Origin of the sequence: Streptomyces sp. NPDC002566, assembly GCF_042889585.1 — a bacterium.
GTDB lineage: Bacteria > Actinomycetota > Actinomycetes > Streptomycetales > Streptomycetaceae > Streptomyces.
Map to the genome: position 1 here is coordinate 170,461 of NZ_JBIARD010000009.1, position 25,744 is coordinate 196,204.

25 protein-coding genes and 1 riboswitch are annotated in these 25,744 nt (G+C 72.0%); of the genes, 18 read left to right on the plus strand and 7 right to left on the minus strand.

The annotated features are described in order from the left end of the window. The first annotated feature begins 3 nt into the window (after positions 1-3). From lepB to ACFYXA_RS31140, 8 genes are all read left to right on the plus strand, one after another. Positions 4-783, plus strand: coding sequence for a signal peptidase I (gene lepB / locus ACFYXA_RS31105; protein ID WP_389039134.1), 780 nt, complete (start codon positions 4-6; stop codon positions 781-783). Continuing rightward, positions 773-1,327 carry an NUDIX hydrolase gene (locus ACFYXA_RS31110; protein ID WP_389039137.1) on the plus strand — a complete coding sequence of 185 codons (555 nt, stop codon included), beginning with the start codon at positions 773-775 and terminating at the stop codon, positions 1,325-1,327. The genes lepB and ACFYXA_RS31110 overlap by 11 nt, the downstream gene beginning before the upstream one ends. 56 nt (positions 1,328-1,383) lie before the next feature. Further along, positions 1,384-1,692, plus strand: a complete 309-nt coding sequence (locus ACFYXA_RS31115; RefSeq protein ID WP_018102380.1) for a DUF2469 domain-containing protein — start codon at positions 1,384-1,386, stop codon at positions 1,690-1,692. Positions 1,693-1,769: 77 nt separating this feature from the next. Next, the gene (locus ACFYXA_RS31120) at positions 1,770-2,237 is read left to right on the plus strand and encodes a YraN family protein (RefSeq protein ID WP_389039142.1); all 468 of its coding nucleotides are present in this window, start codon (positions 1,770-1,772) and stop codon (positions 2,235-2,237) included. A 1-nt stretch (position 2,238) separates the two neighbouring features. Beyond that, positions 2,239-3,864 (plus strand): YifB family Mg chelatase-like AAA ATPase, encoded by a 1,626-nt coding sequence (locus ACFYXA_RS31125; protein WP_389039145.1) that lies wholly within the window; start codon positions 2,239-2,241, stop codon positions 3,862-3,864. Positions 3,865-3,947: 83 nt separating this feature from the next. Further along, positions 3,948-5,144 (plus strand): DNA-processing protein DprA, encoded by a 1,197-nt coding sequence (gene dprA, locus ACFYXA_RS31130; RefSeq protein ID WP_389039312.1) that lies wholly within the window; start codon positions 3,948-3,950, stop codon positions 5,142-5,144. Between the two features lie 304 nt (positions 5,145-5,448). Next, a complete protein-coding gene (gene whiG / locus ACFYXA_RS31135; RefSeq protein WP_130444707.1) occupies positions 5,449-6,291 on the plus strand; it encodes an RNA polymerase sigma factor WhiG in 843 nt (280 codons plus the stop codon). Positions 6,292-6,382: 91 nt separating this feature from the next. Next, the gene (locus ACFYXA_RS31140; RefSeq protein ID WP_352247201.1) at positions 6,383-6,937 is read left to right on the plus strand and encodes a helix-turn-helix domain-containing protein; all 555 of its coding nucleotides are present in this window, start codon (positions 6,383-6,385) and stop codon (positions 6,935-6,937) included. Positions 6,938-7,048: 111 nt separating this feature from the next. Here the strand turns inward: ACFYXA_RS31140 and ACFYXA_RS31145 are convergent, their stop codons facing one another. Next, positions 7,049-7,654: a peptidoglycan DD-metalloendopeptidase family protein gene (locus ACFYXA_RS31145; RefSeq protein ID WP_389039149.1), complete on the minus strand. Its 606-nt coding sequence runs from the start codon at positions 7,652-7,654 to the stop codon at positions 7,049-7,051. 271 nt (positions 7,655-7,925) lie between these two features. On the opposite strand from ACFYXA_RS31145, the gene rpsB reads away from it, so the two are divergent. The 9 genes from rpsB to ACFYXA_RS31190 all read left to right on the plus strand — a co-directional run bounded on the left by rpsB (position 7,926) and on the right by ACFYXA_RS31190 (position 18,030). Continuing rightward, positions 7,926-8,852, plus strand: coding sequence for a 30S ribosomal protein S2 (gene rpsB, locus ACFYXA_RS31150; RefSeq protein ID WP_352247153.1), 927 nt, complete (start codon positions 7,926-7,928; stop codon positions 8,850-8,852). 158 nt (positions 8,853-9,010) lie between these two features. Then, positions 9,011-9,847, plus strand: a complete 837-nt coding sequence (gene tsf / locus ACFYXA_RS31155; RefSeq protein WP_352247152.1) for a translation elongation factor Ts — start codon at positions 9,011-9,013, stop codon at positions 9,845-9,847. Between the two features lie 188 nt (positions 9,848-10,035). After that, entirely contained in the window at positions 10,036-10,794 is a 759-nt protein-coding gene (gene pyrH, locus ACFYXA_RS31160; RefSeq protein WP_351095939.1) for a UMP kinase, read from the plus strand. Between the two features lie 172 nt (positions 10,795-10,966). Beyond that, entirely contained in the window at positions 10,967-11,524 is a 558-nt protein-coding gene (gene frr, locus ACFYXA_RS31165; RefSeq protein WP_130444716.1) for a ribosome recycling factor, read from the plus strand. Then, positions 11,524-12,774 (plus strand): phosphatidate cytidylyltransferase, encoded by a 1,251-nt coding sequence (locus ACFYXA_RS31170; RefSeq protein ID WP_389039156.1) that lies wholly within the window; start codon positions 11,524-11,526, stop codon positions 12,772-12,774. Before frr ends, ACFYXA_RS31170 begins: the two co-directional genes overlap by 1 nt. A gap of 171 nt (positions 12,775-12,945) precedes the next feature. Further along, entirely contained in the window at positions 12,946-14,052 is a 1,107-nt protein-coding gene (rlmN, locus tag ACFYXA_RS31175; RefSeq protein ID WP_352247150.1) for a 23S rRNA (adenine(2503)-C(2))-methyltransferase RlmN, read from the plus strand. A gap of 27 nt (positions 14,053-14,079) precedes the next feature. Further along, a riboswitch (TPP riboswitch) is annotated at positions 14,080-14,185 on the plus strand. 79 nt (positions 14,186-14,264) lie between these two features. After that, positions 14,265-15,365 (plus strand): thiamine ABC transporter substrate binding subunit, encoded by a 1,101-nt coding sequence (locus ACFYXA_RS31180; RefSeq protein ID WP_389039161.1) that lies wholly within the window; start codon positions 14,265-14,267, stop codon positions 15,363-15,365. A 44-nt stretch (positions 15,366-15,409) separates the two neighbouring features. Continuing rightward, the gene (locus ACFYXA_RS31185) at positions 15,410-17,011 is read left to right on the plus strand and encodes an ABC transporter permease (protein ID WP_389039164.1); all 1,602 of its coding nucleotides are present in this window, start codon (positions 15,410-15,412) and stop codon (positions 17,009-17,011) included. Continuing rightward, positions 17,011-18,030: an ABC transporter ATP-binding protein gene (locus tag ACFYXA_RS31190; protein WP_352247147.1), complete on the plus strand. Its 1,020-nt coding sequence runs from the start codon at positions 17,011-17,013 to the stop codon at positions 18,028-18,030. Before ACFYXA_RS31185 ends, ACFYXA_RS31190 begins: the two co-directional genes overlap by 1 nt. A gap of 73 nt (positions 18,031-18,103) precedes the next feature. Here ACFYXA_RS31190 and ACFYXA_RS31195 read toward each other — a convergent pair whose 3' ends face one another. The 6 genes from ACFYXA_RS31195 to ACFYXA_RS31220 all read right to left on the minus strand — a co-directional run bounded on the left by ACFYXA_RS31195 (position 18,104) and on the right by ACFYXA_RS31220 (position 24,108). Continuing rightward, complete coding sequence (locus tag ACFYXA_RS31195; protein WP_352247146.1) at positions 18,104-18,877, minus strand: LAETG motif-containing sortase-dependent surface protein; 774 nt, start codon at positions 18,875-18,877, stop codon at positions 18,104-18,106. A gap of 305 nt (positions 18,878-19,182) precedes the next feature. Continuing rightward, entirely contained in the window at positions 19,183-19,602 is a 420-nt protein-coding gene (locus tag ACFYXA_RS31200; RefSeq protein WP_130444730.1) for a VOC family protein, read from the minus strand. 198 nt (positions 19,603-19,800) lie between these two features. Beyond that, positions 19,801-21,285 carry a hypothetical protein gene (locus ACFYXA_RS31205; RefSeq protein WP_389039170.1) on the minus strand — a complete coding sequence of 495 codons (1,485 nt, stop codon included), beginning with the start codon at positions 21,283-21,285 and terminating at the stop codon, positions 19,801-19,803. Then, a complete protein-coding gene (locus ACFYXA_RS31210; RefSeq protein WP_351095961.1) occupies positions 21,267-22,007 on the minus strand; it encodes an ATP-binding cassette domain-containing protein in 741 nt (246 codons plus the stop codon). The genes ACFYXA_RS31205 and ACFYXA_RS31210 overlap by 19 nt, the downstream gene beginning before the upstream one ends. 201 nt (positions 22,008-22,208) lie before the next feature. Beyond that, positions 22,209-23,573, minus strand: coding sequence for an aspartate aminotransferase family protein (locus ACFYXA_RS31215; RefSeq protein WP_351095963.1), 1,365 nt, complete (start codon positions 23,571-23,573; stop codon positions 22,209-22,211). Positions 23,574-23,592: 19 nt separating this feature from the next. Next, positions 23,593-24,108, minus strand: a complete 516-nt coding sequence (locus ACFYXA_RS31220; RefSeq protein ID WP_351095965.1) for an Lrp/AsnC family transcriptional regulator — start codon at positions 24,106-24,108, stop codon at positions 23,593-23,595. A 166-nt stretch (positions 24,109-24,274) separates the two neighbouring features. Between ACFYXA_RS31220 and ACFYXA_RS31225 the strand changes: the two genes are divergently transcribed. Beyond that, positions 24,275-25,714 carry a gamma-aminobutyraldehyde dehydrogenase gene (locus ACFYXA_RS31225; RefSeq protein ID WP_389039175.1) on the plus strand — a complete coding sequence of 480 codons (1,440 nt, stop codon included), beginning with the start codon at positions 24,275-24,277 and terminating at the stop codon, positions 25,712-25,714. Positions 25,715-25,744 lie beyond the last annotated feature (30 nt).

A 25,744-nucleotide genomic window follows, 5' to 3' on the forward strand; every position in this document is an offset into this window, starting at 1 on the left:
CCCATGGGTGGCGAGAGCACGACACGTACGGCCCCGCACAGCGGCGGTGGCACCAGCAGCGGCCCGGTGGGCAGCCGGACCGGACAGCGCCTGTCCGGACTGGCCGTCGCGCTGGGCCTGGTGCTGTTCCTCGGCGGGTTCGGCTGGGCGGCGCTGACCTACCGCCCCTACACCGTGCCCACCGGCTCGATGGTCCCGACGATCAACGCCGGCGACCGGGTCCTCGCACAGGTCGTGGACGGCGACGAGGTGCGCCGCGGTGACGTCGTCGTCTTCAAGGACACCAACTGGGCCGACGCGCCCGTCGTCAAGCGCGTGGTCGCGGTCGGCGGCGACACCGTCTCCTGCTGCACGAACGGCAAGCTGACCGTCAACGGCAAGCAGATCGACGAACCGTATCTGCCCAAGGGCGCCCCCGCCGAGGTCAAGAGCATCCCCGAGGTGGAGGTCCCCGAGGGGCGGCTGTTCCTGCTCGGCGACGAGCGCCAGGGCTCGCTGGACTCCACCGCCCACCTCACCGACGCCGCCCAGGGCACCGTGGCCGCCTCCGCCGTCACCGCGCGCGTGGACGCCGTCGTCTGGCCGATGAACGGCATGCTGAAGCGCCCCACGGGCTTCCAGGCGCTCGGCCACCTCTCCGAGCCCGGCCCGCTGCGCACCATCGGCTGGTTGATCGTCGCCGGCGCGGTGCTCGTCCTCGGCGGCGGCGCCTACGGGCCCATCGCCAAGCGGACCTCCCGCCGCGGGGCCGGCGCGAGCACGGGGGCCGCGAGTGCCGGCTGAGCCGGCGTTCGGCGAGCCGGCCGGGACGGACCTGCCGCCGGGCGCGGCCGACACGTACACGGGCGGCCTGCGCAAGGTGGCCCGGGTCGTGCTGCTCGACCCCGAGGACCGCATCCTGCTGCTGCACGGCCATGAGCCGGACGACCCAGCCGACGACTGGTGGTTCACGCCCGGCGGCGGCGTCGAGGGCGACGAGACCCGTGAAGAGGCCGCCCTGCGGGAACTCGCCGAGGAGACGGGCATCACCGAGGTCGAACTCGGCCCGGTGCTCTGGCGGCGGAGGTGCTCCTTCCCGTTCGCGGGCCGCCGCTGGGACCAGGACGAGTGGTACTACCTCGCCCGTACGACCGTGACGGCGACCCGCGCCACGGCCCTGACCGAACTGGAGCGGCGCAGCGTCGCGGGAGCGCGTTGGTGGACGTGTCAGGAACTGAGCCGGGCACATGAGACGGTGTATCCGACCAGACTCGCCGAGTTGCTGAGCAGGCTGCTCGACGAAGGTCCCCCGGCCGGCCCGGTGACGCTCGACACGGAAATCGTCTAGCGGCTCACGGGACTGGCGCACAATGGTGGGATCGCACGGCTGAAGGGGAACATGCCATGAGCGCCGAGGACCTCGAGAAGTACGAGACCGAGATGGAGCTGAAGCTCTACCGGGAGTACCGCGATGTCGTCGGTCTGTTCAAATTCGTGATCGAGACCGAGCGGCGCTTCTACCTGACCAACGACTACGAGATGCAGGTGCACTCGGTCCAGGGCGAGGTGTTCTTCGAGGTGTCGATGGCGGACGCCTGGGTCTGGGACATGTACCGGCCGGCGCGGTTCGTGAAGCAGGTGCGGGTCCTCACGTTCAAGGACGTGAACATCGAGGAGCTCAACAAGAGCGACCTGGAGCTGCCGAGCGGATGAGCCCCGCCCGTGTGGGTGACAGAGTTGTCCACAACCGCTGAGTTGCGCACCAAGATCCTTCCGCGTGCCGTGAATGCGTGAACGTGGGCGCCGGAGGTGGTGCCGACATGAACGCGAACACGAACACGAACGCCGACACGATCAAGAGCACCGGCGCGGGCGGCGGCTCGGGCACGAGCACGGATCTGTCGCGAGGCGCGCTCGGCAGGTACGGCGAGGAGCTGGCCGCCCGACGGCTGGCCGAGGCCGGGATGACGGTCCTGGGGCGCAACTGGCGCTGCGGCAGGGCCGGCGAGATCGACATCGTCGCGCGGGACGGCGACGTCCTGGTCGTCTGCGAGGTCAAGACCCGCAGGGACGGCGGTTTCCAGCACCCGATGGCGGCGGTGACGCCGGACAAAGCCCGCCGCCTGCGCTGCCTGGCCGAGCGATGGATCCACGCACACGGGGGAGCGCCACCGGGCGGCGTGCGCATCGATCTGGTCGGCGTGCTGCTGCCCCGCCGCGGGGCCGCCGTCGTCGAGCATGTGCGGGGGGTGGCCTGAGATGGGCTTCGCGCGTACGTGCTCGGTGGCGCTGGTGGGCGTGGAAGGCGTCGTGGTCGAGGTCCAGGCCGACCTGGAGCCCGGGGTCGCCGCCTTCACGCTGGTGGGGCTGCCGGACAAGAGCCTGAGCGAGAGCCGGGACCGGGTACGGGCGGCGGTGGTGAACTCGGGCGGCGAGTGGCCGCAGAAGAAGCTCACCGTCGGCCTCAGCCCGGCGTCCGTGCCCAAGGCGGGTTCGGGCTTCGATCTCGCCATCGCGAGTGCGGTGCTCGGCGCGTCCGAGCGGATCGACCCGCGGGTGCTGGCCGACATCGTCATGATCGGTGAACTGGGGCTGGACGGGCGGGTGCGCCCCGTGCGGGGCATCCTCCCGGCGGTGCTGGCGGCGGCGGACGCCGGGTACGAGCAGGTCGTCGTCCCGGAGTGCGCGGCCGCCGAGGCCTCCCTGGTGCCGGGTGTCTCGGTGCTGGGCGTGCGCAGCCTGCGGCAGCTGATCGCCGTGCTCGCGGACGAGCCCGTGCCCGAGGAGGAGCCGGACGAGGCGGGCCGCCCCGACCCGCTCCTGGCAGGACTGCGGATGCCCGGGACGGGCGCCGCCACCGGCATGCACACCGTCGACGCCGCCCACCACGACCAGGGGCACGACCTCGCCGACGTCGTCGGGCAGCGCTCGGCGCGCACGGCGGTGGAGGTCGCCGCCGCAGGCGGACACCACCTGTTCCTCGAAGGGCCGCCGGGCGCCGGCAAGACCATGCTGGCCGAGCGGCTGCCGGCCGTGCTGCCCCGGTTGAGCCGGGAGGAGTCGCTGGAGGTCACGGCGGTGCACTCGGTGGCAGGGCTCCTGCCCCCGGGCAAGCCCCTGATCGACGTACCGCCGTACTGCGCACCGCACCACTCGGCCACCATGCAGGCCCTCGTCGGCGGCGGCCCGCACATCGCCCGGCCCGGAGCCGTGTCGATGGCCCATCGAGGGGTGCTCTTTTTGGACGAGACCCCCGAGTTCAGCAGCCACGCCCTCGACGCCCTGCGCCAGCCCCTGGAGGCGGGGCACGTCGTGATCGCGCGCAGCGCGGGCGTGGTGCGGTTCCCCGCGCGTTTCCTGATGGTGCTCGCGGCGAATCCGTGTCCGTGCGGGCGCTTCTCGCTGCGGGACAGCCTGTGCGAGTGCTCGCCCTCGGCGGTCCGGCGCTACCAGGCCCGGCTCTCCGGGCCGCTGCTCGACCGCGTCGACCTGCGTGTCGAGGTGGACCCGGTCAGCAGGGCCGAGCTGGTCCACCGCGGCCCCGGCGGCGAGACGACGGCGACGGTCGCCGACCGGGTCAGGACCGCGAGGGAACGCGCGTCGGCCCGGCTGGCCGGCACCCCGTGGCGGACCAACAGCGAAGTCCCTGGGCGCGAGCTGCGCAGCCGCTGGCACCCGCTGAGCGGGGCGATGGACGAGGCCGAGCGGAACCTGGAGCGCGGGGTGCTCACCGCCCGGGGCCTGGACCGGGTCCTGCGGGTGGCCTGGACCGTCGCCGACCTCGTCGGACACGACCGGCCCGACGCGACGGACGTCGCCCTGGCGCTCCAGTTGCGCACCGGGGTCCCCCGCGGGGTGCCCATGGCGCTCGGGGCGATGGCGTGAACGACGTCGGCGGGCGGGACTTCCACGGACCGGGGCCCGATGAACCCACGGGTGAGCTCGGGACGGATGAACCCGCCTTCGGCGTGGCGGGGTCAGGGCCGGGCGGGCCGGCGTTCGGCGAGGCGGGGTTCGACGAGCCGGACGGGGAGCGGCTCGCGCGGGTGTTCCTCGCCCGGGTCGTCGAGCCGGGCGACGAGGCCGGCGGGCGCTGGGTGCGCGAGTACGGCGCACCCGAGGTGGCCCGGCGGCTGCGCGGCCGCGGGGACCCGCTGCCCGGGGCGAGCCCCCGGCGGTGGGCCGGGCTGCGGGCGCGCGCGGACGAGGCGGCGCCCCGGCGGGATCTGGCCGTGGCACGGCGGGCCGGGGTGCGGTTCCTGTGCCCGGGGGACGTGGAGTGGCCCGGCCCGCTGGACGACCTCGGGGACGCCCGGCCGCTCGGCCTGTGGGTGCGGGGCGGTCCCAGCCTGCGCATATGGGCGCTGAGGTCCGTCGCCGTCGTCGGCGCCCGCGCCTGCACCGAGTACGGCGCGCACATGGCGGCCACACTCGCCGCGGACCTCGCCGAACGCGGCTGGGTGGTGGTCTCCGGCGGCGCTTACGGCGTCGACGGCGCCGCCCACAGGGGCGCCCTCGGCGCGGACGGAGCCACGGTCGCCGTCCTGGCCTGCGGAGTCGACCGGCCCTATCCGCGCGGCCACACGCAGCTGCTCGACCGGATCGCCCGGCAGGGCCTGGTGGTGGGGGAGCTGCCGCCGGGCGACCATCCGACGCCGAGCCGGTTCATCCTGCGCAACCGGGTGATCGCCGCGCTCACCCGGGGCACGGTGGTCGTCGAGGCGGCCCACCGCAGCGGCTCCCTGGTCACCGCGCGGGCGGCGCGGAGGCTGGGCCGGCACACGATGGGCGTGCCCGGGCCGGCCACCAGCGCCCAGTCGGCCGGGGTGCACGCCCTCCTGCGGGAGGACGCCGTGCTCGTCACCGACGCCGCCGAGGTCGTCGAGCTGGTCGGGGACATGGGGGAGCTGGCGCCGGACAGGCGCGAACCGGCGCTCCCGCGCGACCTGCTGGCGCCGGGCGCTCGCGGTGTCCTCGCCGCGCTCCCCGCCCGGCGAACCGCGACCGTGGGCGAGATCGCCCGCGAGGCGCGCACCACGCCGGACGACGCGATCGCCCGGCTGTACGAACTCAGAGCACTCGGATACGTCGAACGACACGGCGACGACTGGAAGTTGACACGCCAGGCGGTGGTGTCCGCCCGACGGGGTGGACACCCGTGTTGACCGGGCGGGTTCGGCCGTCCGGGCGAACGTCGACAGCCTTGAGAACGCGCGCAGTTGACGCGTCCCCGGTGTCGCCCGGGGCGAGTGGCGTGCCCCTGGGCGGCGGCCGCTGAGGCCGGTCCCCGCCCCGGTCCGGGCCGGACCTTCGCACACCGCGACGCTCCAGTCACGCTACGCTCACGAGGATTCCGTCACAGACCGGCCACCAGTCATCACATCGCAGCACTCGGCAGCACATCCGACCAGTAGGCGTCACACCGCATCACACACGTATCTCCACGGCAGAAACGGCACAAGGCGACGTATGCCCCAGCACACCTCCGGGTCCGACCGGGCGGCGATCCCCCCAGCCGCCCGCGACGGTGGCAGCGTGAGACCGCCCGCCCCCTCGACGCTCGACGAGCTGTGGCGCTCGTACAAGGCGACGGGGGACGAGCGACTGCGGGAGCAGCTGATCCTGCACTACTCACCGCTGGTGAAGTACGTGGCCGGGCGGGTGAGCGTCGGACTGCCGCCCAACGTGGAGCAGGCGGACTTCGTCTCCTCGGGCGTGTTCGGGCTGATCGACGCGATCGAGAAGTTCGACCTCGACCGCGAGATCAAGTTCGAGACGTACGCGATCACCCGGATCCGGGGCGCGATGATCGACGAGCTGCGGGCGCTGGACTGGATCCCCAGGTCCGTGCGGCAGAAGGCGCGCAACGTCGAGCGGGCGTACGCGACGCTGGAGGCGCGGCTGCGGCGTACCCCCTCGGAGGGTGAGGTCGCCGCCGAACTGGGCATCGCGGTGGACGAGCTGCACGCGGTGTTCAGCCAGTTGTCGCTGGCCAACGTGGTCGCGCTGGAGGAGCTGCTGCACGTAGGAGGCGAGGGCGGCGACGGTCTCAGCGTCATGGACACGCTGGAGGACACCGCCGCGGACAACCCCGTGGAGGTGGCCGAGGACCGGGAGCTGCGCAGATTCCTGGCGCGGGCCATCAACACCCTGCCCGACCGCGAGAAGACGGTCGTGACGCTGTACTACTACGAGGGCCTGACCCTGGCCGAGATCGGGAACGTGCTGGGCGTCACCGAGAGCAGGGTCAGCCAGATCCACACCAAGTCGGTGCTCCAGTTGCGCGCGAAGCTGGCGAGCTTCGGCCGTTGACCCGGCGTGGCCGCCGTGCGCGTCGAGTCACTCCCGCCGAGAGGGCGGCGTCCGTAAAGTGGTGGACGTGCCAAGGATTCGAGCGGCCTCCGTGGCCGAGCACCGGACGATGCAGCGAGCCGCCCTGCTGGACGCGGCCCGGTCATTGCTGTCCGAGGGCGGGACGGAGGCGCTGACCTTCCCCGCCCTCGCCGAGCGGACGGGACTCGCGCGGTCGTCCGTGTACGAGTACTTCCGGTCACGGGCGGCCGTGGTCGAGGAGCTGTGCGAGGTCGACTTCCCCGTGTGGGCCGCGGAGGTCGAGGCGGCGATGGCCGCGGCGGACGGGCCTTCGGCCAAGGTCGAGGCGTATGTGCGGCGGCAGCTGGCGCTGGTGGGGGACCGGCGGCACCGGGCCGTGGTGGCGATCTCGGCGAGCGAGCTGGACGCGGGGGCGCGGGAGAAGATCCGCGCGGCGCACGGTTCGCTCGTCGCGATGATCGTGGAGGCGTTGGCCGAGATGGGCCACGCGGAGCCCCGGCTCGCGGCGATGCTGGTGCAGGGGGTGGTGGACGCGGCCGTTCGCAGGATCGAGCTGGGCGCGGAGGAGCCGGGCGGGGTCACCGAGGCCGCGGTGGGGATGGTGCTGCGGGGGGTTCTGGGCTGAGCCGCCGCGCCGGGCTGCTCGGGCGGGGCCACGTGGAACGGGCTCGGGCGGGGCCGCGTCGAGCGGCGCTCGGCTGAGCGGGCCTCCCCTGAGCGGCCAGGCGCGGCGCCCCTACGGCAGCGCCACGCCCAGGACCGGCAGCAGGCGGGACGGCCCCCGGCGCAGCAGCCACGGAGGGAGCAGGGACAGAGGGTCCAGATAGGCCTCGTTCCTTCTCAGGCCCCAGTGGACGCACGTGGCCGCGCAGTGTGAGCCGCTCGGCTGGACCGTGCCCACCTGCTCGCCGGCGGCGACCTCGTCGCCCTTGCGCACGGTCGCCGCCACCGGCTCGTACGTCGTGCGCAGGTCCGTGCCGGCCAGTTCCACCGACACGACGCCCCTGCCCGCGACCCGCCCGGCGAAGGAGACCCGGCCGGCCGCCACCGCCCGGACCGGAGCGCCCGCAGCGGCCGCCAGGTCCACACCGCGGTGGCCGCGTCCGTACACCGTCGCCGGCGGCTCCCAGCCGCGCAGCACCGGCGGGCGGTTCCCCACCGGCCAGGCGCGGCCGATCGCCGGCACCGGCCCGGACGGCGGCGTGAAAGGACCGGGGGACGGGGGACCAGGGGACGGTGGACCGGGGGAGGCCCCGGACGGCGAGGGATCCGCCCACGCCACAGGCATCGTCATGATGATCAGCAGGAGCAGCAGCAGGCCCCCGCACCGCTTCGCGTTCATGCCGCACAGCGTGGCCGGAAACCGCCGGCCGCGCCCGGGGCTGTGGACCGGCGCCCGGTTGTGGACAGCGGCGTCACCCGGTGGTCCGCCGGTCCCGTACACTTCTTCTGGCGATCCGGGTCACCGGGTCGACTTCGCACGCCCCAACATCAGACCCTCACCGGTCGGTGTCAGCGCCCCTCGGTCCTTCGTGGCTCGGCGCGTCGCGGGCGTCAGGCGCGGGAGCCGTCCGGCATCCGCGGCACAACCGAGAACCTCAAGGAGAACGGCCATGGCCGTCGTCACGATGCGGGAGCTGCTGGAGAGCGGCGTCCACTTCGGTCACCAGACCCGTCGCTGGAACCCGAAGATGAAGCGCTTCATCTTCACCGAGCGCAACGGCATCTACATCATCGACCTGCTCCAGTCGCTGTCGTACATCGACCGCGCCTACGAGTTCGTCAAGGAGACCGTCGCCCACGGCGGCACGGTCATGTTCGTCGGCACGAAGAAGCAGGCGCAGGAGGCCATCGCCGAGCAGGCCACCCGCGTCGGCATGCCCTACGTCAACCAGCGCTGGCTGGGCGGCATGCTCACCAACTTCTCGACCGTCTACAAGCGCCTGCAGCGCCTCAAGGAGCTCGAGCTCATCGACTTCGAGGACGTCGCCGCCTCGGGTCTGACGAAGAAGGAGCTCCTGGTCCTCTCGCGTGAGAAGGCCAAGCTGGAGAAGACCCTCGGCGGTATCCGCGAGATGTCCAAGGTGCCCAGCGCCGTCTGGATCGTGGACACCAAGAAGGAGCACATCGCGGTCGGCGAGGCCCGGAAGCTCAACATCCCGGTCGTCGCCATCCTCGACACCAACTGCGACCCCGACGAGGTCGACTACAAGATCCCGGGCAACGACGACGCGATCCGCTCCGTCACCCTGCTCACCCGCGTGATCGCCGACGCCGTCGCCGAGGGCCTCATCGCCCGCTCCGGCGTCGCCACCGGCGACAAGGGCGACAAGGCCGCCGGCGAGCCGCTGGCCGCCTGGGAGCGCGACCTGCTCGAGGGCGAGAAGAAGGCGGACTCCGAGGACGCAGCTCCGGCCGCCGAGGCCGCCCCCGCCGCCGAGGCTGCCGCGGAGACCCCCGAGGCCCCCGCCGCGGAGACCCCCGAGGCCCCCGCCGCGGAGGCCGCCGAGGCCCCGGCCGCGGACGCCGAGCAGGCCTGACCGTCACAGCGTCACGGTTGACGGCGGGGGCGCTGACATGAAGTCCGCCCCCGCCGTTCACCCGTAGGTCGGCACAGAGCCGGAGAGTTCCCGTGGAGGGGGCTCCCGGCCCGTTCCGATCGTCGATCTTCCAGACTTCGAGAAAGACTTACAGACTCATGGCGAACTACACCGCCGCCGACGTCAAGAAGCTCCGCGAGCTCACCGGCGCCGGCATGATGGACTGCAAGAAGGCGCTGGACGAGGCCGAGGGCAACGTCGAGAAGGCCGTCGAGGCGCTCCGCATCAAGGGCCAGAAGGGCGTCGCCAAGCGCGAGGGCCGCTCCGCCGAGAACGGCGCCGTGGTCTCGATCATCGCCGACGACAACTCCTCCGGCGTCCTCGTCGAGCTGAAGTGCGAGACGGACTTCGTCGCCAAGGGCGAGAAGTTCCAGGCTGTCGCCAACGCGATCGCCGAGCACGTCGCCAAGACGTCCCCGGCCGACCTCGACGCCCTGCTCGGCTCCGAGATCGAGCCCGGCAAGACCGTCCAGGCGTTCGTGGACGAGGCCAACGCCAACCTCGGCGAGAAGATCGTCCTGGACCGCTTCGCGCAGTTCGCCGACGGCTTCGTCATCGCGTACATGCACCGCACGATGCCCGACCTGCCCCCGCAGATCGGTGTCCTCGTCGAGCTGGACAAGCCGAACGCCGAGGTCGCCAAGGGCATCGCCCAGCACATCGCCGCCTTCGCGCCGAAGTACCTCTCCAAGGAGGACGTGCCGGCCGACGTCGTCGAGTCCGAGCGCCGCATCGCCGAGGAGACCACCCGCGCCGAGGGCAAGCCCGAGGCCGCGATCGCCAAGATCGTCGAGGGTCGCCTCAACGGCTTCTTCAAGGACGCCACCGTCCTCGGCCAGCCGTACGCGCTCGACAACAAGAAGTCCGTCCAGAAGGTCCTGGACGAGGCCGGTGTCACCCTGAAGCGCTTCTCGCGCATCAAGGTCGGCATCTGAGTCCGTACCGCGATCGACGCGCGACCCCTATAGGGTCGATGTGAGTCGTCCGCGTACGCCGTCACGCACGCGTGACGGACGACAGCAGATCTGACGAGGAGGCCATTGCCGCGCACGGGTTGCGAACGACACCCCACCGGCAATGGCCTTCTTCGTATGTGCACCACGTGAAAGAGGCGGGATCTCCCATGACCACCAAGGCCCAGAAGAGCGACGACGGCAAAGTACGCGGCCGGTTCCTGCTGAAGCTGTCCGGAGAGGCGTTCTCCGGCGGCGGCGGCCTGGGCGTCGACCCCGACGTGGTGCACAAGATCGCCCGCGAGATCGCCGCCGTCGTCCGGGACGGCGCCGAGATCGCGGTCGTCATCGGCGGCGGCAACTTCTTCCGCGGCGCCGAGCTCCAGCAGCGCGGCATGGACCGCGCCCGCTCCGACTACATGGGCATGCTCGGCACCGTCATGAACTGCCTCGCCCTCCAGGACTTCCTGGAGAAGGAAGGCATCGACAGCCGGGTCCAGACCGCCATCACCATGGGCCAGGTCGCCGAGCCGTACATCCCGCTGCGCGCCGTGCGGCACCTGGAGAAGGGCCGCGTGGTCATCTTCGGCGCGGGCATGGGCATGCCGTACTTCTCCACCGACACCACCGCCGCCCAGCGCGCCCTGGAGATCGACGCCGAGGCGCTGCTCATGGGCAAGAACGGCGTGGACGGCGTCTACGACTCCGATCCGAAGACCAACCCGGAGGCGGTCAGGTTCGACGCCCTCGGCTACGGCGAGGTCATCACCCGCGACCTGAAGGTCGCCGACGCCACGGCGGTCACGCTGTGCCGCGACAACAAGCTGCCGATCCTCGTCTTCGAGCTTCTGGCCGAGGGCAATATCGCCCGGGCCGTCAAGGGTGAGAAGATCGGCACGCTTGTGGGTGAGGAAGGCGACCGGGTCTGACCGGTCGAACCGCAGTTCGTATGACAAAGCCCGGCCGGGGGACGGACCCTGGTCGGGGGATGGACAATGTCCTGCCGGTCGGGAACCGTGCAGGAAGAAGACGCGACGCAGCCGGCCGCCGCCTCCGCAAGGAACCGCAGCCGGGCCTACTCAAGACACGCAGGAGCAAGTGGTGATCGAAGAGACCCTCCTCGAGGCCGAGGAGAAGATGGAGAAGGCCGTCGTGGTCGCCAAGGAGGACTTCGCCGCGATCCGCACCGGCCGTGCGCACCCGGCGATGTTCAACAAGATCGTGGCCGACTACTACGGCGCGCCGACGCCGATCAACCAGCTGGCTTCGTTCTCCGTGCCGGAGCCGCGCATGGCGGTCGTGACCCCGTTCGACAAGAGCGCGCTGCGCAACATCGAGCAGGCCATCCGCGACTCCGACCTGGGCGTCAACCCGAGCAACGACGGCAACATCATCCGGGTGGTGTTCCCCGAGCTCACCGAGGAGCGCCGCCGCGACTACATCAAGGTCGCCAAGGGCAAGGGCGAGGACGCCAAGGTGTCCATCCGCTCCGTCCGCCGCAAGGCCAAGGACGCGATCGACAAGCTCGTCAAGGACGGCGAGGTCGGCGAGGACGAGGGCCGCCGTGCGGAGAAGGAGCTCGACGACACCACCGCGAAGTACGTCGCCCAGGTGGACGAGCTCCTCAAGCACAAGGAAGCGGAGCTGCTCGAGGTCTGATGAACGACTCTTCCTGGGGCGCTCCGCCGCACGCCGGTTCACAGGCGGGGTACTGGGGGCCCAACGACCAGGGACCTGTCCAGGGGGCCGCCCCGGCGGGTCCCGGCTACGATGCGCCTGAGGCGCAGCAGACTCGCCCCATGCCCATCGTCCCCGACGTACCCGCTCCCGGCGGACACCAGGATGACGACCGGGGGGCCGCTCGTCCGGGCGGCCCCGCGTTCCGGGACGGGACGCCTCACCGCGAGACGCCGCAGGCGTTCCGCGAGGAGTCGTCCCAGAACGAATCGTTCCCCCACGAGTCGTTCCGCGACGGGAACCGCCGCGGCGGCCCGTACCGCGACGACACACCGTCGGTGCAGCCCCCTGCGGCGGCGCCGCAGAATCCGGAGTCCATGCCCGACGCCCCGCAGCCGGCGCCCGCACCGCAGAAGAAGAGCGCGGGCCGTGACCTGGGCGCGGCCATAGGGGTCGGCGTCGGACTGGGCGCGGTCATCGTCGCGTCGCTGTTCGTCGTCAAGGCCGTGTTCGTCGGTGTCATAGCGATCGCCGTCGTCGTCGGGCTGTGGGAGCTGACCAGCAGGCTGCAGGAGCGCAAGGGGATCAAGGCTCCGCTGGTGCCGCTCGCGCTCGGCGGGGCGGCGATGGTCGTCTCCGGGTACGTCCGGGGGGCCGAGGGCGCGTGGGTGGCCATGGCCCTCACCGCGCTGGCGGTCCTCGTCTGGCGGATGACGGAACCACCGGAGGGCTACCTCAAGGACGTCACGGCCGGTCTCTTCGCGGCGTTCTACGTCCCGTTCCTCGCCACCTTCGTCTCGCTGATGCTGACGGCCGAGGACGGGGCGCAGCGGGTCCTGATGTTCCTGATGCTGACGGTGGTCAGCGACACCGGTGCGTACGCCGTCGGCTGGCGCTTCGGCAAGCACAAGCTCGCCCCGCGCATCAGCCCCGGAAAGACCCGCGAGGGCCTGCTCGGGGCGGTGACGTTCGCGATGGTCGCGGGCGCGCTGTGCATGCAGTTCATGATCGACGGCGGCACCTGGTGGCAGGGCCTGCTGCTGGGCCTCGCGGTCGCGGTCAGCGCCACGCTCGGCGACCTCGGCGAGTCCATGATCAAGCGGGACCTCGGCATCAAGGACATGGGCACGCTCCTGCCCGGCCACGGCGGCATCATGGACCGCCTGGACTCCCTCCTGCCGACGGCCCCGGTGGTCTGGCTCCTCCTGGTGATCTTCGTAGGCGCCACCTGACCACCCCGCCCCGGCCGACACACGGGCCCTCGTCCTCCCGGACGGGGGCCCGTCGCGATATCCCTGGGGCGTCCGAGGCCGGCCAACGCTGACACTCGGCACCCGGGGGTGACCACCCCCACCCCGTTCCGGCCCGGGCCCCCGGCGATGATCTGCGACACTGGTACAGCCATGCCTAAGCCCGGAGAACTCACATTCGTCGCCCCCCGTGGAGCCAAGAAGCCGCCGCGGCATCTTGCTGATCTCTCGCCCGCCGAGCGGAAGGAGGCGGTGGCGGAGATCGGTGAGAAGCCGTTTCGGGCGAAGCAGCTGTCGCAGCACTACTTCGCGCGGTACGCGCACGAGCCGGCGGAGTGGACCGACATCCCCGCCGGGGCGCGGGAGAAGCTGCGGGAGGCGTTGCTTCCCGAGCTGATGACCGTCGTGCGGCATCTGTCGACGGACCAGGGCACGACCCGCAAGACGCTGTGGCGGCTGTTCGACGGGACGCTCGTGGAGTCGGTGCTGATGCGCTACCCCGACCGGGTGACCATGTGCATCAGCTCGCAGGCCGGCTGCGGGATGAACTGCCCGTTCTGCGCGACCGGGCAGGCCGGTCTCGACCGGAACCTGTCCACCGCCGAGATCGTGCACCAGATCGTGGACGGGATGCGCGCGCTGCGCGACGGGGAGGTCCCCGGCGGGCCGGCCCGCCTGTCCAACATCGTCTTCATGGGCATGGGCGAGCCCCTCGCCAACTACAAGCGGGTCGTCGGCGCCATCCGCGCGCTCACCGACCCCACCCCCGACGGGCTCGGGCTGTCGCAGCGCGGGATCACCGTGTCCACCGTCGGGCTGGTGCCGGCCATCCACCGGTTCACCGACGAGGGCTTCAAGTGCCGTCTCGCCATCTCGCTGCACGCCCCCGACGACGAGCTGCGCGACACCCTCGTCCCCGTGAACACGCGGTGGAAGGTGCGCGAGGTGCTCGACGCCGGGTTCGAGTACGCCGAGCGGTCCGGGCGGCGCCTGTCCATCGAGTACGCGCTGATCCGCGACATCAACGACCAGGCCTGGCGCGGCGACCGGCTCGGCCGGATGCTCAAGGGCCGGCCCGTGCACGTCAACCTCATCCCGCTCAACCCGACGCCCGGGTCCAAGTGGACCGCGTCCCGGCCCGAGGACGAGAAGGCGTTCGTCGAGGCGATCGCGGCGCACGGCGTGCCCGTCACCATCCGGGACACCCGGGGCCAGGAGATCGACGGAGCCTGTGGCCAGCTCGCGGCCACCGAGCGGTAGTCTGTTCCCGGACAAGTTCATATCTTCGTATTCCGACAGGGGAGCGCCACAGCGCTGAGAGTGCGGCACCGGCCGCAGACCCTCTGAACCTCGCCCAGGTCATTCTGGGTAGGAAGTTCGGTCATCACTCGAGCTGTTGCGCCCTGCCCGGGCCCGTTGGCGGACCCCGGGCAGGGCCGCGTCTTCTCCTGGCCAACCCCAGGAGGAATCCAGTGCACACCAGGACGTTCGTGGCCGCGGCCGTGGGCCTCGGTCTCGTCACGCTGTCGGCGTGCGGTTCGTCGTCGTCCGGCGACAGCGGATCGGGCGGCGACGCCGGGTCCGGCGGCGGGTCGAAGACCGTCACCCTCGTCAGCCACAGCTCGTGGTCCGTCTCCAAGAAGGTGCTCGCCGACTTCGAGAAGCGGTCCGGGTACAAGGTGCGCGTCCTGGAGGACGGCGACGCCGGGCAGGCCGTCAACAAGGCGATCCTCACCAAGGACAACCCGCAGGGCGACGTCTTCTTCGGCGTCGACAACACCCTGCTCTCCCGCGCCCTCGACAACGACCTGTTCCAGCCGTACGAGGCCAAGGGCCTCGACCAGGTCGGCGCCGAGTACCGGCTCGACGCGGACAAGCACCGGGTCACCCCCGTCGACCACGGCGACATCTGCGTCAACTACGACAAGAAGTACTTCGCCGACCACGACCTGGCCCCGCCCGCCTCCTTCGACGACCTGGTCAAGCCCGCCTACAAGAACCTACTGGTCACCGAGAACGTCTCCACCTCCTCGCCCGGCCTCGGCTTCCTGCTGGGCACCGCCGCGCGCTACGGCGACGGCGGCTGGGAGGGCTACTGGAAGAAGCTCCGGGCCAACGGCGTGAAGGTCGTCGACGGCTGGGAGCAGGCCTACAACCAGGAGTTCTCCGGTTCGGCCGGCGGCCGGAAGGCCGGCGCCGACCGGCCGCTCGTCGTCTCCTACGCCTCCTCGCCGCCCGCCGAGGTGATCTACGCCGATCCCAAGCCCGCCACCGCCCCGACCGGCGTCGCGGCCGGCACCTGCTTCCGGCAGGTCGAGTTCGCGGGGCTGCTGAGCAACGCGAAGAACAGCGCGGGCGGCAAGGCGCTGATCGACTTCCTGCTGTCGAAGGAGTTCCAGCAGGACATGCCGCTCAACATGTTCGTCTACCCGGTGGTCAAGGGCGCCGCCGTGCCCGCCGAGTTCACGAAGTACGGGCCCGCCGCCAAGGACCCCGAGACCATGGACCCGGCGAAGATCGCCGAGAACCGCGACCAGTGGGTCAAGTCGTGGACCTCTCTCGTACTGAAGTAGCCCCGGCCAGGAGGCGTTCGGGGAACGCGGCGCGGCTCGGGCTCATGGCCCTGCCCGTCGCGTTCTTCGGGGTCTTCTTCGCCTGGCCCGTCGCCGCGATCGTCGCGCGCGGGCTCGACGTCGACGGCGCATGGCGCTTCGGCCGTCTCCTCGACGTGCTCGGGCAGTCCGACATCCGGCACGTCCTGTGGTTCACCGCCTGGCAGGCGCTCGCCTCCACCGCGCTCACCCTGCTGGTGGCGCTGCCGGGGGCGTATGTCTTCGCCCGCTTCTCCTTCCCGGGCAAGGAGGTGCTGCGGGCCGTCGTCACCGTTCCCTTCGTGCTGCCGACGGTCGTCGTCGGCACGGCGTTCCTGGCGCTCGTCGGGCGGGGCGGGCTGCTCGACGAGCTGTGGGGCGTACGGCTGGACACCACGGTGTGGGCCATCCTGCTCGCCCACGTCTTCTTCAACTACGCGGTCGTCGTACGGACCGTGGGCGGGCTGTGGGCGCAGCTCGACCCCCGTCAGGAGGAGGCCGCGCGGCTGCTCGGCGCCTCCCGGCTGCGGGCCTGGCGCACGGTCACCCTGCCCGCCCTCGGGCCCGCGGTGGCCGCCGCCGCGCTGATGGTCTTCCTGTTCACCTTCACCTCCTTCGGCGTGGTCCAGATCCTCGGCGGGCCCACGTTCTCCACGCTGGAGGTGGAGATCTACCGGCAGACCTCGGAGATCTTCGACCTGTCCACGGCCGCCGTCCTGACCCTCGTGCAGTTCCTGGCCGTCGGCGCGATCCTCGCCGTGCACGCCTGGACGGTGCGGCGGCGGGAGAGCGCGCTGCGGCTGGTGGACGCGAAGCTGACCGCGCGGCGGCCCCGCGGGGCGGGGCAGTGGGCGCTGCTCGGCGGGGTGCTGACGAGCGTCGCCGTGCTGCTGGTGCTGCCGCTCGCCGTGCTGGTGCAGCGCTCGCTGGACGCGCCGGACTTCGCCTACTACCGGGCGCTGACCCGTGACGACGGCAACGTCTTCCTGGTCCCGCCGATCGAGGCGGTCGGCAACTCGCTGGAGTACGCCGTCGCCGCGACCGCGATCGCGGTGCTGATCGGCGGCCTGGCCGCGGCGGCGCTCACCCGGCGGGACGCCGGACGCCTCGTCCGCGGCTTCGACGCGCTGCTGATGCTGCCGCTGGGCGTCTCGGCGGTGACCGTCGGCTTCGGTTTCCTCATCGCGCTCGACGAGCCCCCGCTCGACCTGCGCGGCACGTGGATGCTGGTGCCGCTCGCGCAGGCGCTGGTCGGCGTGCCGTTCGTCGTGCGGACCATGCTGCCGGTGCTGCGGGCGGTGGACGTACGGCTGCGGGAGGCGGCCGCCGTGCTGGGGGCGTCGCCGTGGCGGGTGTGGCGGGAGGTCGATCTGCCGCTGGTGCGGCGGGCGTTGCTGGTCGCCGCCGGGTTCGCCTTCGCGGTGTCGCTCGGGGAGTTCGGGGCGACGGTGTTCATCGCCCGGCCCGACAACCCGACGCTGCCGGTCGCCGTGGCCCGGCTGCTGGGCCGCGCCGGAGAGCTCAACTACGGCCAGGCGATGGCTCTTTCGACGATTCTGATGCTGGTGTGCGCGGTGGCCCTGCTGGTGCTGGAGCGGCTGCGCACCGACCGGACCGGGGAGTTCTGATGCTGCTGCGGCTCGAAGGCGCGACCGTGCGGTTCGGGGGGCGGGCCGTGCTGGACGGCGTCGATCTCGCCGTCGCCGAGCACGAGGTGGTGTGCGTGCTCGGGCCGAGCGGCAGCGGCAAGTCCACGCTGCTGCGGGCGGTGGCGGGGCTCCAGCTGCTCGACGCGGGGCGGGTGCTGCTCGACGGGCGCGACCAGGCCAAGGTGCCCGCGCACAAGCGGGAGTTGGGCCTGATGTTCCAGGACCATCAGCTGTTCCCGCAGCGGGACGTGGGCGGCAACGTGGCTTTCGGGTTGCGGATGCACGGCCATGCCCGGCATGAACAGGGCGAGCGGGTGCGGGAGTTGCTGGACCTCGTCGGCCTCCCGGGCGCCGCCCGCCGGGCCGTCGCCTCGCTGTCCGGCGGTGAGCAGCAGCGGGTGGCGCTGGCCCGTGCGCTCGCTCCCCGCCCCCGGTTGCTGATGCTCGACGAGCCGCTGGGCCAGCTCGACCGTTCGCTGAGGGAACGGCTGGTCGTCGAACTGCGGGAGCTGTTCGGCCGGTTGGGCACCACCGTGCTCGCGGTCACCCACGACCAGGGTGAGGCGTTCGCGCTGGCCGACCGGGTGGTGGTGATGCGGGACGGGCGGATCGCCCAGTCCGGCACGCCTCTTGAGGTGTGGCAGCGGCCGGCGGACGCCTTCGTGGCGCGCTTCCTGGGCTTCGACAACGTGGTCGAGGCGAACGTCGCCGGCGATGTCGCGGACACCCCGTGGGGCAAGACCCCGGTGCCGCCCGGTTCCCCGCAGGGCCCCCGCACGCTCCTGGTCCGCCCGGCCGGGGTGCTCCTGGCCGACGCGGACGACGGCCTGCCCTGCACGGTCACCGCCCGCACCTTCAAGGGCAGCCATGTCACCCTCCACCTCCAGCCGGCCGACGCCCCCCGTCTGGAGGCCGCGTGCCCCCTGCGCCTGGCCCCGGAGGTCGGAGCCGCGGTGGGCGTGAGCTTCGACCCGGCGGAGACCGTCGTCCTCGGCTGAGCGGCGGCGAACCGCAGCCGGCCGGCATGCCTGTGGCCCGTCCCCACCGGGGGACGGGCCACGGATCTTCGGGTCAGTGGTTGTCGGCGCCTCGGCGACGCATGCCGTAGAAGACGGCTCCTCCGCCGAGGGCGAGGAGGGCGGCGGCGACGCCGACGATCGCGCCGGTGGGGGCGCCGGAGCCGGTCTCGGCGAGGTTGGATTCGCCGAGGCCGGGGGACGGCGCGTTGCTGGACGCGGGACCCGATCCGGTGTCGGCCGGCGCGCTGCTGTCGTCCGCCGAGGGCGACGGGGCCGGCGCGCCGGACGTGGCGGCGCCGGACGCCGTGCCGGACGGGGTCGACGACGGCGTCGCGGCCGGGGCGGTGGGCGTGGTGGGCGTGCTGGACGCGGACGGCTTCCCGGGCTTTTCGGGCTTGTCGGGCTTGTTGGGGTTGTCGCTCTTGCAGCCCTTGGCGGGGGTGGTGAGGTTCGGCTCGATGTCGGCGTTCAGATCGGCGTCGACGGCCGTGATGTGGACCCGGTAGACGGCGCCCGGCTCCCACTCCTCCGCGAAGGTGACGGTGGCGCCCTTGGCCGAGCCGATCACCGTCTGCGCCACGCCGACCTGACGGAGGTCGGCGTTGTTGTTCTGGAGGAAGACCGTGACGACGGCCGGGGTCGCCGTCTTGTCCTTGTCGGTGACGGTGATGACGCCCTTCGCGCCGTCACAGGCGGCGGACGCGGAGAAGTCCGCTATGTCGCCGGCCAGCGCGGAACCCGAGGCCCCGAGGACGAAGGCGGCCGACGCGGCGGTCACACCGAGCATGCGCACCGAACGAGCGGCGGTACGGCGGGATGGGGACACGTTTGTCCTTACGTGATGCACAACTGCGGGGGGTGGACGGGCAGGTGACGCCCCCGATGCTGTCGCTGCAGCGACCCCTGGGGACTCACTGGTCTATAAGCGTTCCATAAGATCTGTCAACGCGGGAAGGGTTCCCGCCCACGGGCTTTGCCCGCCCATTAACCGCCGCCAGGTTTCAGCGCCTTCGGCGCCGTCTCGAACCCGCAGGCCGAACTCGTCGTGGGAATCGATCTCATGGCCGCGTGTGCCGTCCAACGGCCGGGCGGGTGCGAGGAGTCGCACCCGCCCGTGCCGCCCGCTCGTGCTCAGTCCTGGATGGAGGCCGGGTCCATCCAGACGATCTCCCAGGTGTGGCCGTCCAGGTCGTCGAAGGAACGCCCGTACATGAAACCGTGGTCCTGGGTGGGGCCGCTGGGGGTGCCGCCCAACGACAGGGCGCGGTCGACGAGTTCGTCGACCTTCTCGCGGCTCTCGGCGCTCAGCGCGACGAGGACCTCGCTGGTCGCGGTGGCGTCCGCGATCTCCTTCTTGGTGAAGGTGGCGTAGAACGGCTTGGTGAGCAGCATCGCCATGATGTTGTCGCTGATCACGACGGAGGCCGCCTTGTCGTCGCTGAACTGGGCGTTGATGGAGTAGCCCAGGTCCGTGAAGAACTTCTTCGAGGCGTCGAGGTCGTTCACGGGCAGGTTGACGAAGATCATCTGCTGGTATGCGCGGGCGGTCATCGGGGTTCTCCCATCGGTCGTTCCTGGCTTGGTCCAGCGGCTCGGCCCGCAGGCCGGACCGTGCGGTGCGGTCCTGCGGTGAGCGTGTGCGGCTCGGTGCGTTCGGTGGGTAGACCGGGGATCCGCGCGGAACTCATCGGTGGATCGGGAATGCGGCCCCGTGTTTTTTCAGAGCCCGTGTTCTCTCGGAGTGTGTTCTCAGATGGTCAGGGGGAGGGCCGCGAGCGCGGACACCGTCAGGGTGAGCGGGACGAACAGCGCGGCGAGGGCGCCGGCGCGGAAGGCGGCGGCGGTGCGCAGCGCGGTGCTCGGGGCGCCGAGGCGGAGCAGGGCGGCCGTGGTGTCGGCGCGGGCCTGACGGGCCTCCACGGCGGCCGTCAGAAGCGTGGCGAGGGCGCAGCCGGCGACCAGGACTGCGCCGAGGGTGGCCAGCGGGCCGCCGAAGGCCAGGTCCGCCGGGGTGGGGGAGGCGGCGGCGGTGGAGGCGTGGAGCGCGGACATCGAGTACGCGCCGGAGGCCACGGCGCACAGGACGCCCAGGGGGCGGCCGATACGGGACGCCTCCTGCATCAGGCCTCGGCCGGCCAGCAGCCGCAGGGCGCCGGGGCGGGCGGCCTGGAGCAGGCGGCCGCAGAGATGGGTGAGGCCGGGGCCGGCCAGGGCGAGGCCCACGACGGTGAGAGCCCAGCCGGCGAGGACCGCGGCGGGGCTGGTGGGGCCGCCGGGCAGGGGCAGGGGGGCGGCGGTGGTGGTGCGGGCGGCGTAGGACTCGACGGCCAGGCCGGTGGCCAGGAGGGCCGCGCCCCAGGGGAGGCTCGTCGGGTCGGGGGCGGCGGGCGGGGGGAGGTCGTCCGGGGCGTCCGCGTCGGCGTCCGCTGCCCGGGGTGCGGCGTCGGCGGGGGCCGCGGGGAGGCCGTGCGCGCCGGCGCCCGCACGCCGTCGGTCCAGCACGAGCGGGGGGATGCCGGTGGGCGGGAGGCCGTCGGCCGGCGCGTGCCGGGTGTCACCCGTGCCCTCCTCTTCCGCCCCGGCACCGGTGACCGCGGGCTCGCCGGCCTCCGCGAGATGCCGGGTGGCGCCGGCGTCCAGGAGGGCCGCCAGGGCGCCGCCGGTCGCGCGGTCCGTGCCGGCGTCGGTGCCGTCCTCGGCCCCGGCGGGATGCGTGCCGGCCGGGTCGCGCGGGCGCAGGGACAGGGCCGTCACCGTGGAGGCCGTGACGGGGAGGAGGGCGAGCAGGGTGAGGGTCGCCGGGAGGGGGATCGGGGTGCCCGCCGCGAGGGAGGGGGCCGCGGCGCCGTCGAAGGGGAGGCCGGTGAGGTCGCCGCGGAGGTGGAGGAAGACCAGCAGGGCGAGGAGGGAGCCGACGGCGGTGGCGAGGGCGGTCGTGGTGGCCGAGATCGCCATCAGACGGGCGGGGCCCAGGCCGATCGCGGCCAGCCCCGGGCGGGGCCGGGTGCCCGGGTCGGTGCGGGCCACCGCCAGGGCGAGCTGGACCGTGGCGGCGAACGGGAGCGCGCACCAGGCGAGCCGGAGCGCGGAGACCCCCGGGGTGTCCGGGTGGGACAGCGCGTGGCCGAGGGCGCACAGGAGGAGGAAGCCGGTGCCCGCCGAGGCCGCCGTCACCGTCAGACGGCGGAGCTGGACGGCGGGGTGGGCGCTGCGGGTCAGGCGGAGAGCGAGCACGCGGCCCGGCCTTCCGTCTCGGCGGCGGGCGGGAGGTGGAGCGTCTTGACCCGCCGTCCGTCCAGCAGCGACACGGTGCGGTCGGCGAGGGCGGCGGTCTCCGCCTCGTGGGTGGCCAGCACGACGGTGATGCCGTGCGAACGGGCCGCCGTGGTGAGCGTGCGCAGCACATGCGCGCGGTCGGCGCGGTGCAGGGGCGCGGTGGGCTCGTCGGCGAAGAGGACCGACGGGGCGGGGGCGAGGGCGCGGGTGATGCACACGCGCTGGCGTTCCGCCTGGGTCAGCTCGTGCGGGCGGCAGCGCGCCCGCTCGCCGACGTCGAGGCGGTCCAGCCACTCCAGGGCGGCGGCCTTGGCGCGCCGGCGGCTGGTGCCGCGCAGCATCAGCGGGAGGGCGGCGTTCTCCCAGACGTTGAGCTCCGGGACGAGCGCCGGGACCGGGTCGATCCAGCCGAAGCGGTCGCGGCGCAGCCGCTCGCGGGCCGCGGGCCCCATGGTGTGCACGGGCACGCTGTTGAACCAGACCTCGCCGCGCTGGACGGGCGCGAGGCCCGACAGGCAGTGCAGCAGGGCCGTCTTGCCGCTGCCGCGCGGGCCGGTGACGGCGAGGATCTCGCCCTCGTGCACGCCCAGTGAGACACCGCCGAGCGCCGGTGAGCCGTCGGGGTGCGTGAAGTGCAGTGAGCGTGCCCAGAGCACGTCGTTGTCCGGCGGGGCCTCCATGGGCGTACACCTCGGTTCAGGTCCGTGATTGCGTGCCGCGTTCCGTACCGTTCCCCCGTCCGGGTGAACGAAGGGAGGGCCGATCGGTCACGAGCACGCTAAGGACGTCATGGCGGGCATCCGCACAGCACACGGCCCCGGGCCGCCGTTCTCACTCGAACGGCGGGCACCGGGGCCGGTGTTGATCACCTCAGCGGAAGATCACAGCTTCGTCCACGCCTCCGTGAGGGTCGCGCGCAGGATCTGCTCGATCTCGTCGAACGTCCGCTGGTCGGAGATCAGCGGCGGGGCGAGCTGGACGACCGGGTCGCCGCGGTCGTCGGCACGGCAGTACAGGCCGTTGTCGAAGAGGGCCTTGGACAGGAAGCCGTACAGGACGCGCTCGGTCTCCTCGGCGTCGAAGGACTCCTTGGTCGCCTTGTCCTTGACGAGTTCGATGCCGTAGAAGAAGCCGTTGCCGCGGACGTCGCCGACGATCGGCAGGTCGTGCAGCTTCTGCAGGGTCGACAGGAACGCGCCCTCGTTGGCCAGGACGTGACCGGTGAGGTCCTCGCGTTCGAACAGGTCGAGGTTGGCGAGGCCCACGGCCGCCGAGACGGGGTGGCCGCCGAAGGTGTAGCCGTGCAGGAAGGTGTTGTCGCCCTTGTAGAACGGCTCGGCCAGGCGGTCGGAGATGATGCACGCGCCTATGGGGGAGTAGCCGGAGGTCATGCCCTTGGCGCAGGTGATCATGTCCGGGACGTAGTCGAACTTGTCGCAGGCGAACATGGTGCCGAGCCGGCCGAAGGCGCAGATGACCTCGTCCGAGACGAGCAGGACGTCGTACTGGTCGCAGATCTCGCGCACCCGCTGGAAGTAGCCGGGCGGGGGCGGGAAGCAGCCGCCGGCGTTCTGGACGGGCTCCAGGAAGACCGCGGCGACCGTGTCCGGGCCCTCGAAGAGGATCTGCTGCTCGATCTGGTCGGCGGCCCAGCGGCCGAACGCCTCGGGGTCGTCGCCGAAGATCGGCGCGCGGTAGATGTTGGTGTTCGGCACCTTGTGCGCGCCGGGCACCAGCGGCTCGAAGGGGGCCTTCAGGCTCGGCAGGCCGGTGATGGACAGGGCGCCCTGCGGGGTGCCGTGGTAGGCGACGGCGCGGGAGATGACCTTGTGCTTGGTGGGCTTGCCGACCAGCTTGAAGTACTGCTTGGCGAGCTTCCAGGCGGTCTCGACGGCCTCGCCGCCGCCGGTGGTGAAGAAGACCTTGTTCAGGTCGCCCGGGGCGTGGTGGGCGAGGCGTTCCGCCAGCTCCACGGCCTTGGGGTGGGCGTAGGACCAGACCGGGAAGAACGCCAGCTCCTGCGCCTGCTTGAACGCGGTCTCCGCCAGTTCCGTGCGGCCGTGACCGGCCTGGACCACGAACAGGCCCGCGAGACCGTCGAGGTAGCGCTTGCCCTTGTCGTCGTAGATGTAGGTGCCCTCGCCCCGGACGATGGTGGGGACGGGGGAGTTCTCGTACGACGACATGCGGGTGAAGTGCATCCACAGGTGGTCGTAGGCGCTGCGACTGAGGTCCTTGGTGCTCACGGTTATCGGGTCCTCACGGTTATCGGGTTCCCCACATGTAGGTCTGCTTCTTGAGCTTCAGATAGACGAAGCTCTCGGTGGAGCGCACGCCGGGCAGCGCCCGCATCCGTTTGTTGATGACGTCCAGCAGGTGGTCGTCGTCCTCGCAGACGATCTCGGCGAGGATGTCGAACGAGCCCGCGGTCATCACCACGTACTCGACCTCCGCCATGTCGCTCAGCGCCTCCGCGATCTCCTCCACGTCGCCCTCGACGTTGATGCCGACCATCGCCTGCCGGCGGAAGCCCACGGTGAGCGGGTCGGTGACGGCGACGATCTGCATCACGCCCTGGTCGAGCAGCTTCTGGACGCGCTGGCGCACGGCCGCCTCCGACAGGCCGACGGCCTTGCCGATCGCGGCGTACGGCCGGCGGCCGTCCTCCTGGAGCTGTTCGATGATGGCGAGGCTGACGGCATCCAGGTGAGGGGTGCCGTTCTTGGACTCGCGGGAGTCCCGTTGCTCTGCGCTTCGACTGGCCACGGGCTCACTGTGCACGACCTCTCGTCGGTTTCGCAAGGTCGAGGCGATGAAATTCGTTGTTTACAAAGGTGAGACCTGCGGATTTCGCAGCTATGGCCGGAGCGGGGGTGTTGAAAACGTCAAGGCACGGACTAGGGTGGGTGTCTCAGCCATTGGACACACGCGAACTGGAGGGCCGGCAGTGAGCACCGAGCTGCGTCGTCTGCGCAATTACATCGACGGTGAGTTCCGGGATGCCGCCGACGGACGGACCACCGAGGTGGTCAACCCCGCGACCGGGGAGGCGTACGCGACCGCGCCGCTGTCCGGGCAGGCGGACGTGGACGCCGCGATGCGGGCCGCCGAGGCGGCGTTCCCCGGCTGGCGGGACACCACCCCGGCCGAGCGCCAGAAGGCCCTGCTGAAGATCGCGGACGCCTTCGAGGAGCGCGCCGAGGATCTGATCGCCGCCGAGGTGGAGAACACGGGCAAGCCCGTCGGGCTGACCCGCACCGAGGAGATCCCGCCGATGGTGGACCAGATCCGCTTCTTCGCGGGTGCGGCCCGGATGCTGGAGGGCCGCAGCGCCGGCGAGTACATGGAGGGCCTGACCTCCATCGTCCGCCGGGAGCCGGTCGGCGTCTGCGCGCAGGTCGCCCCGTGGAACTACCCGATGATGATGGCGGTGTGGAAGTTCGCCCCGGCGATCGCGGCGGGCAACACCGTCGTGCTGAAGCCGTCGGACACCACCCCGGCGTCCACGGTCCTGATCGCCGAGATCATCGGCGGCATCCTCCCCAAGGGCGTCTTCAACGTCATCACCGGCGACCGCGACACCGGCCGGCTCATGGTCGAGCACCCGGTTCCGGCGATGGCCTCCATCACCGGTTCCGTGCGTGCGGGCATGTCCGTCGCCGAGTCGGCCTCCAAGGACCTCAAGCGGGTCCACCTGGAGCTGGGCGGCAAGGCCCCGGTCGTGGTCTTCGACGACACCGACATCCCCAAGGCCGTCGAGGACATCTCGGTCGCGGGCTTCTTCAACGCCGGGCAGGACTGCACGGCGGCCACCCGCGTCCTCGTCCAGGAGGCCATCCACGACGAGTTCGTGGCCGCGCTCGCCAAGGCCGCCGCCGAGACGAAGACGGGGCAGCCGGACGACGAGGACGTCCTCTTCGGCCCGCTGAACAACCCCAACCAGCTCAAGCAGGTCTCCGGCTTCATCGAGCGCCTCCCCGCCCACGCCAAGGTCGAGGCGGGCGGCCACCAGGTCGGCGACAAGGGCTACTTCTACGCGCCGACGGTCGTCTCGGGCCTGAGGCAGGACGACGAGATCGTCCAGAACGAGGTCTTCGGCCCGGTCATCACCGTCCAGTCCTTCAACGACGAGGACCAGGCGGTGGAGTGGGCCAACGGCGTCGAGTACGCGCTCGCGTCCTCGGTGTGGACCAGGGACCACGGCCGCGCGATGCGGATGAGCAAGAAGCTCGACTTCGGCTGTGTGTGGATCAACACCCACATCCCGCTCGTCGCCGAGATGCCCCACGGCGGCTTCAAGAAGTCCGGGTACGGCAAGGACCTTTCGGCGTACGGCTTCGACGACTACACGCGGATCAAGCACGTCATGACCTCGCTGGACGTGTAAGTCCCCCTCGGCGCCGGGGTGTTCGCGGAC

Bases quoted from the DNA above. Each gene is read 5' to 3' on its own strand.
- lepB (WP_389039134.1), top strand. From the start codon at position 4: ATGGGTGGCGAGAGCACGACACGTACGGCCCCGCACAGCGGCGGTGGC.
- ACFYXA_RS31145 (WP_389039149.1), bottom strand. From the start codon at position 7,654: ATGAACGCGAAGCGGTGCGGGGGCCTGCTGCTGCTCCTGCTGATCATC.
- ACFYXA_RS31190 (WP_352247147.1), top strand. From the start codon at position 17,011: ATGCTGCTGCGGCTCGAAGGCGCGACCGTGCGGTTCGGGGGGCGGGCC.
- ACFYXA_RS31200 (WP_130444730.1), bottom strand. From the start codon at position 19,602: ATGACCGCCCGCGCATACCAGCAGATGATCTTCGTCAACCTGCCCGTG.
- pyrH (WP_351095939.1), top strand. From the start codon at position 10,036: ATGACCACCAAGGCCCAGAAGAGCGACGACGGCAAAGTACGCGGCCGG.
- whiG (WP_130444707.1), top strand. From the start codon at position 5,449: ATGCCCCAGCACACCTCCGGGTCCGACCGGGCGGCGATCCCCCCAGCC.
- ACFYXA_RS31185 (WP_389039164.1), top strand. From the start codon at position 15,410: ATGGCCCTGCCCGTCGCGTTCTTCGGGGTCTTCTTCGCCTGGCCCGTC.
- ACFYXA_RS31210 (WP_351095961.1), bottom strand. From the start codon at position 22,007: ATGGAGGCCCCGCCGGACAACGACGTGCTCTGGGCACGCTCACTGCAC.
- rpsB (WP_352247153.1), top strand. From the start codon at position 7,926: ATGGCCGTCGTCACGATGCGGGAGCTGCTGGAGAGCGGCGTCCACTTC.
- ACFYXA_RS31115 (WP_018102380.1), top strand. From the start codon at position 1,384: ATGAGCGCCGAGGACCTCGAGAAGTACGAGACCGAGATGGAGCTGAAG.
- ACFYXA_RS31125 (WP_389039145.1), top strand. From the start codon at position 2,239: ATGGGCTTCGCGCGTACGTGCTCGGTGGCGCTGGTGGGCGTGGAAGGC.
- ACFYXA_RS31170 (WP_389039156.1), top strand. From the start codon at position 11,524: ATGAACGACTCTTCCTGGGGCGCTCCGCCGCACGCCGGTTCACAGGCG.
- rlmN (WP_352247150.1), top strand. From the start codon at position 12,946: ATGCCTAAGCCCGGAGAACTCACATTCGTCGCCCCCCGTGGAGCCAAG.
- tsf (WP_352247152.1), top strand. From the start codon at position 9,011: ATGGCGAACTACACCGCCGCCGACGTCAAGAAGCTCCGCGAGCTCACC.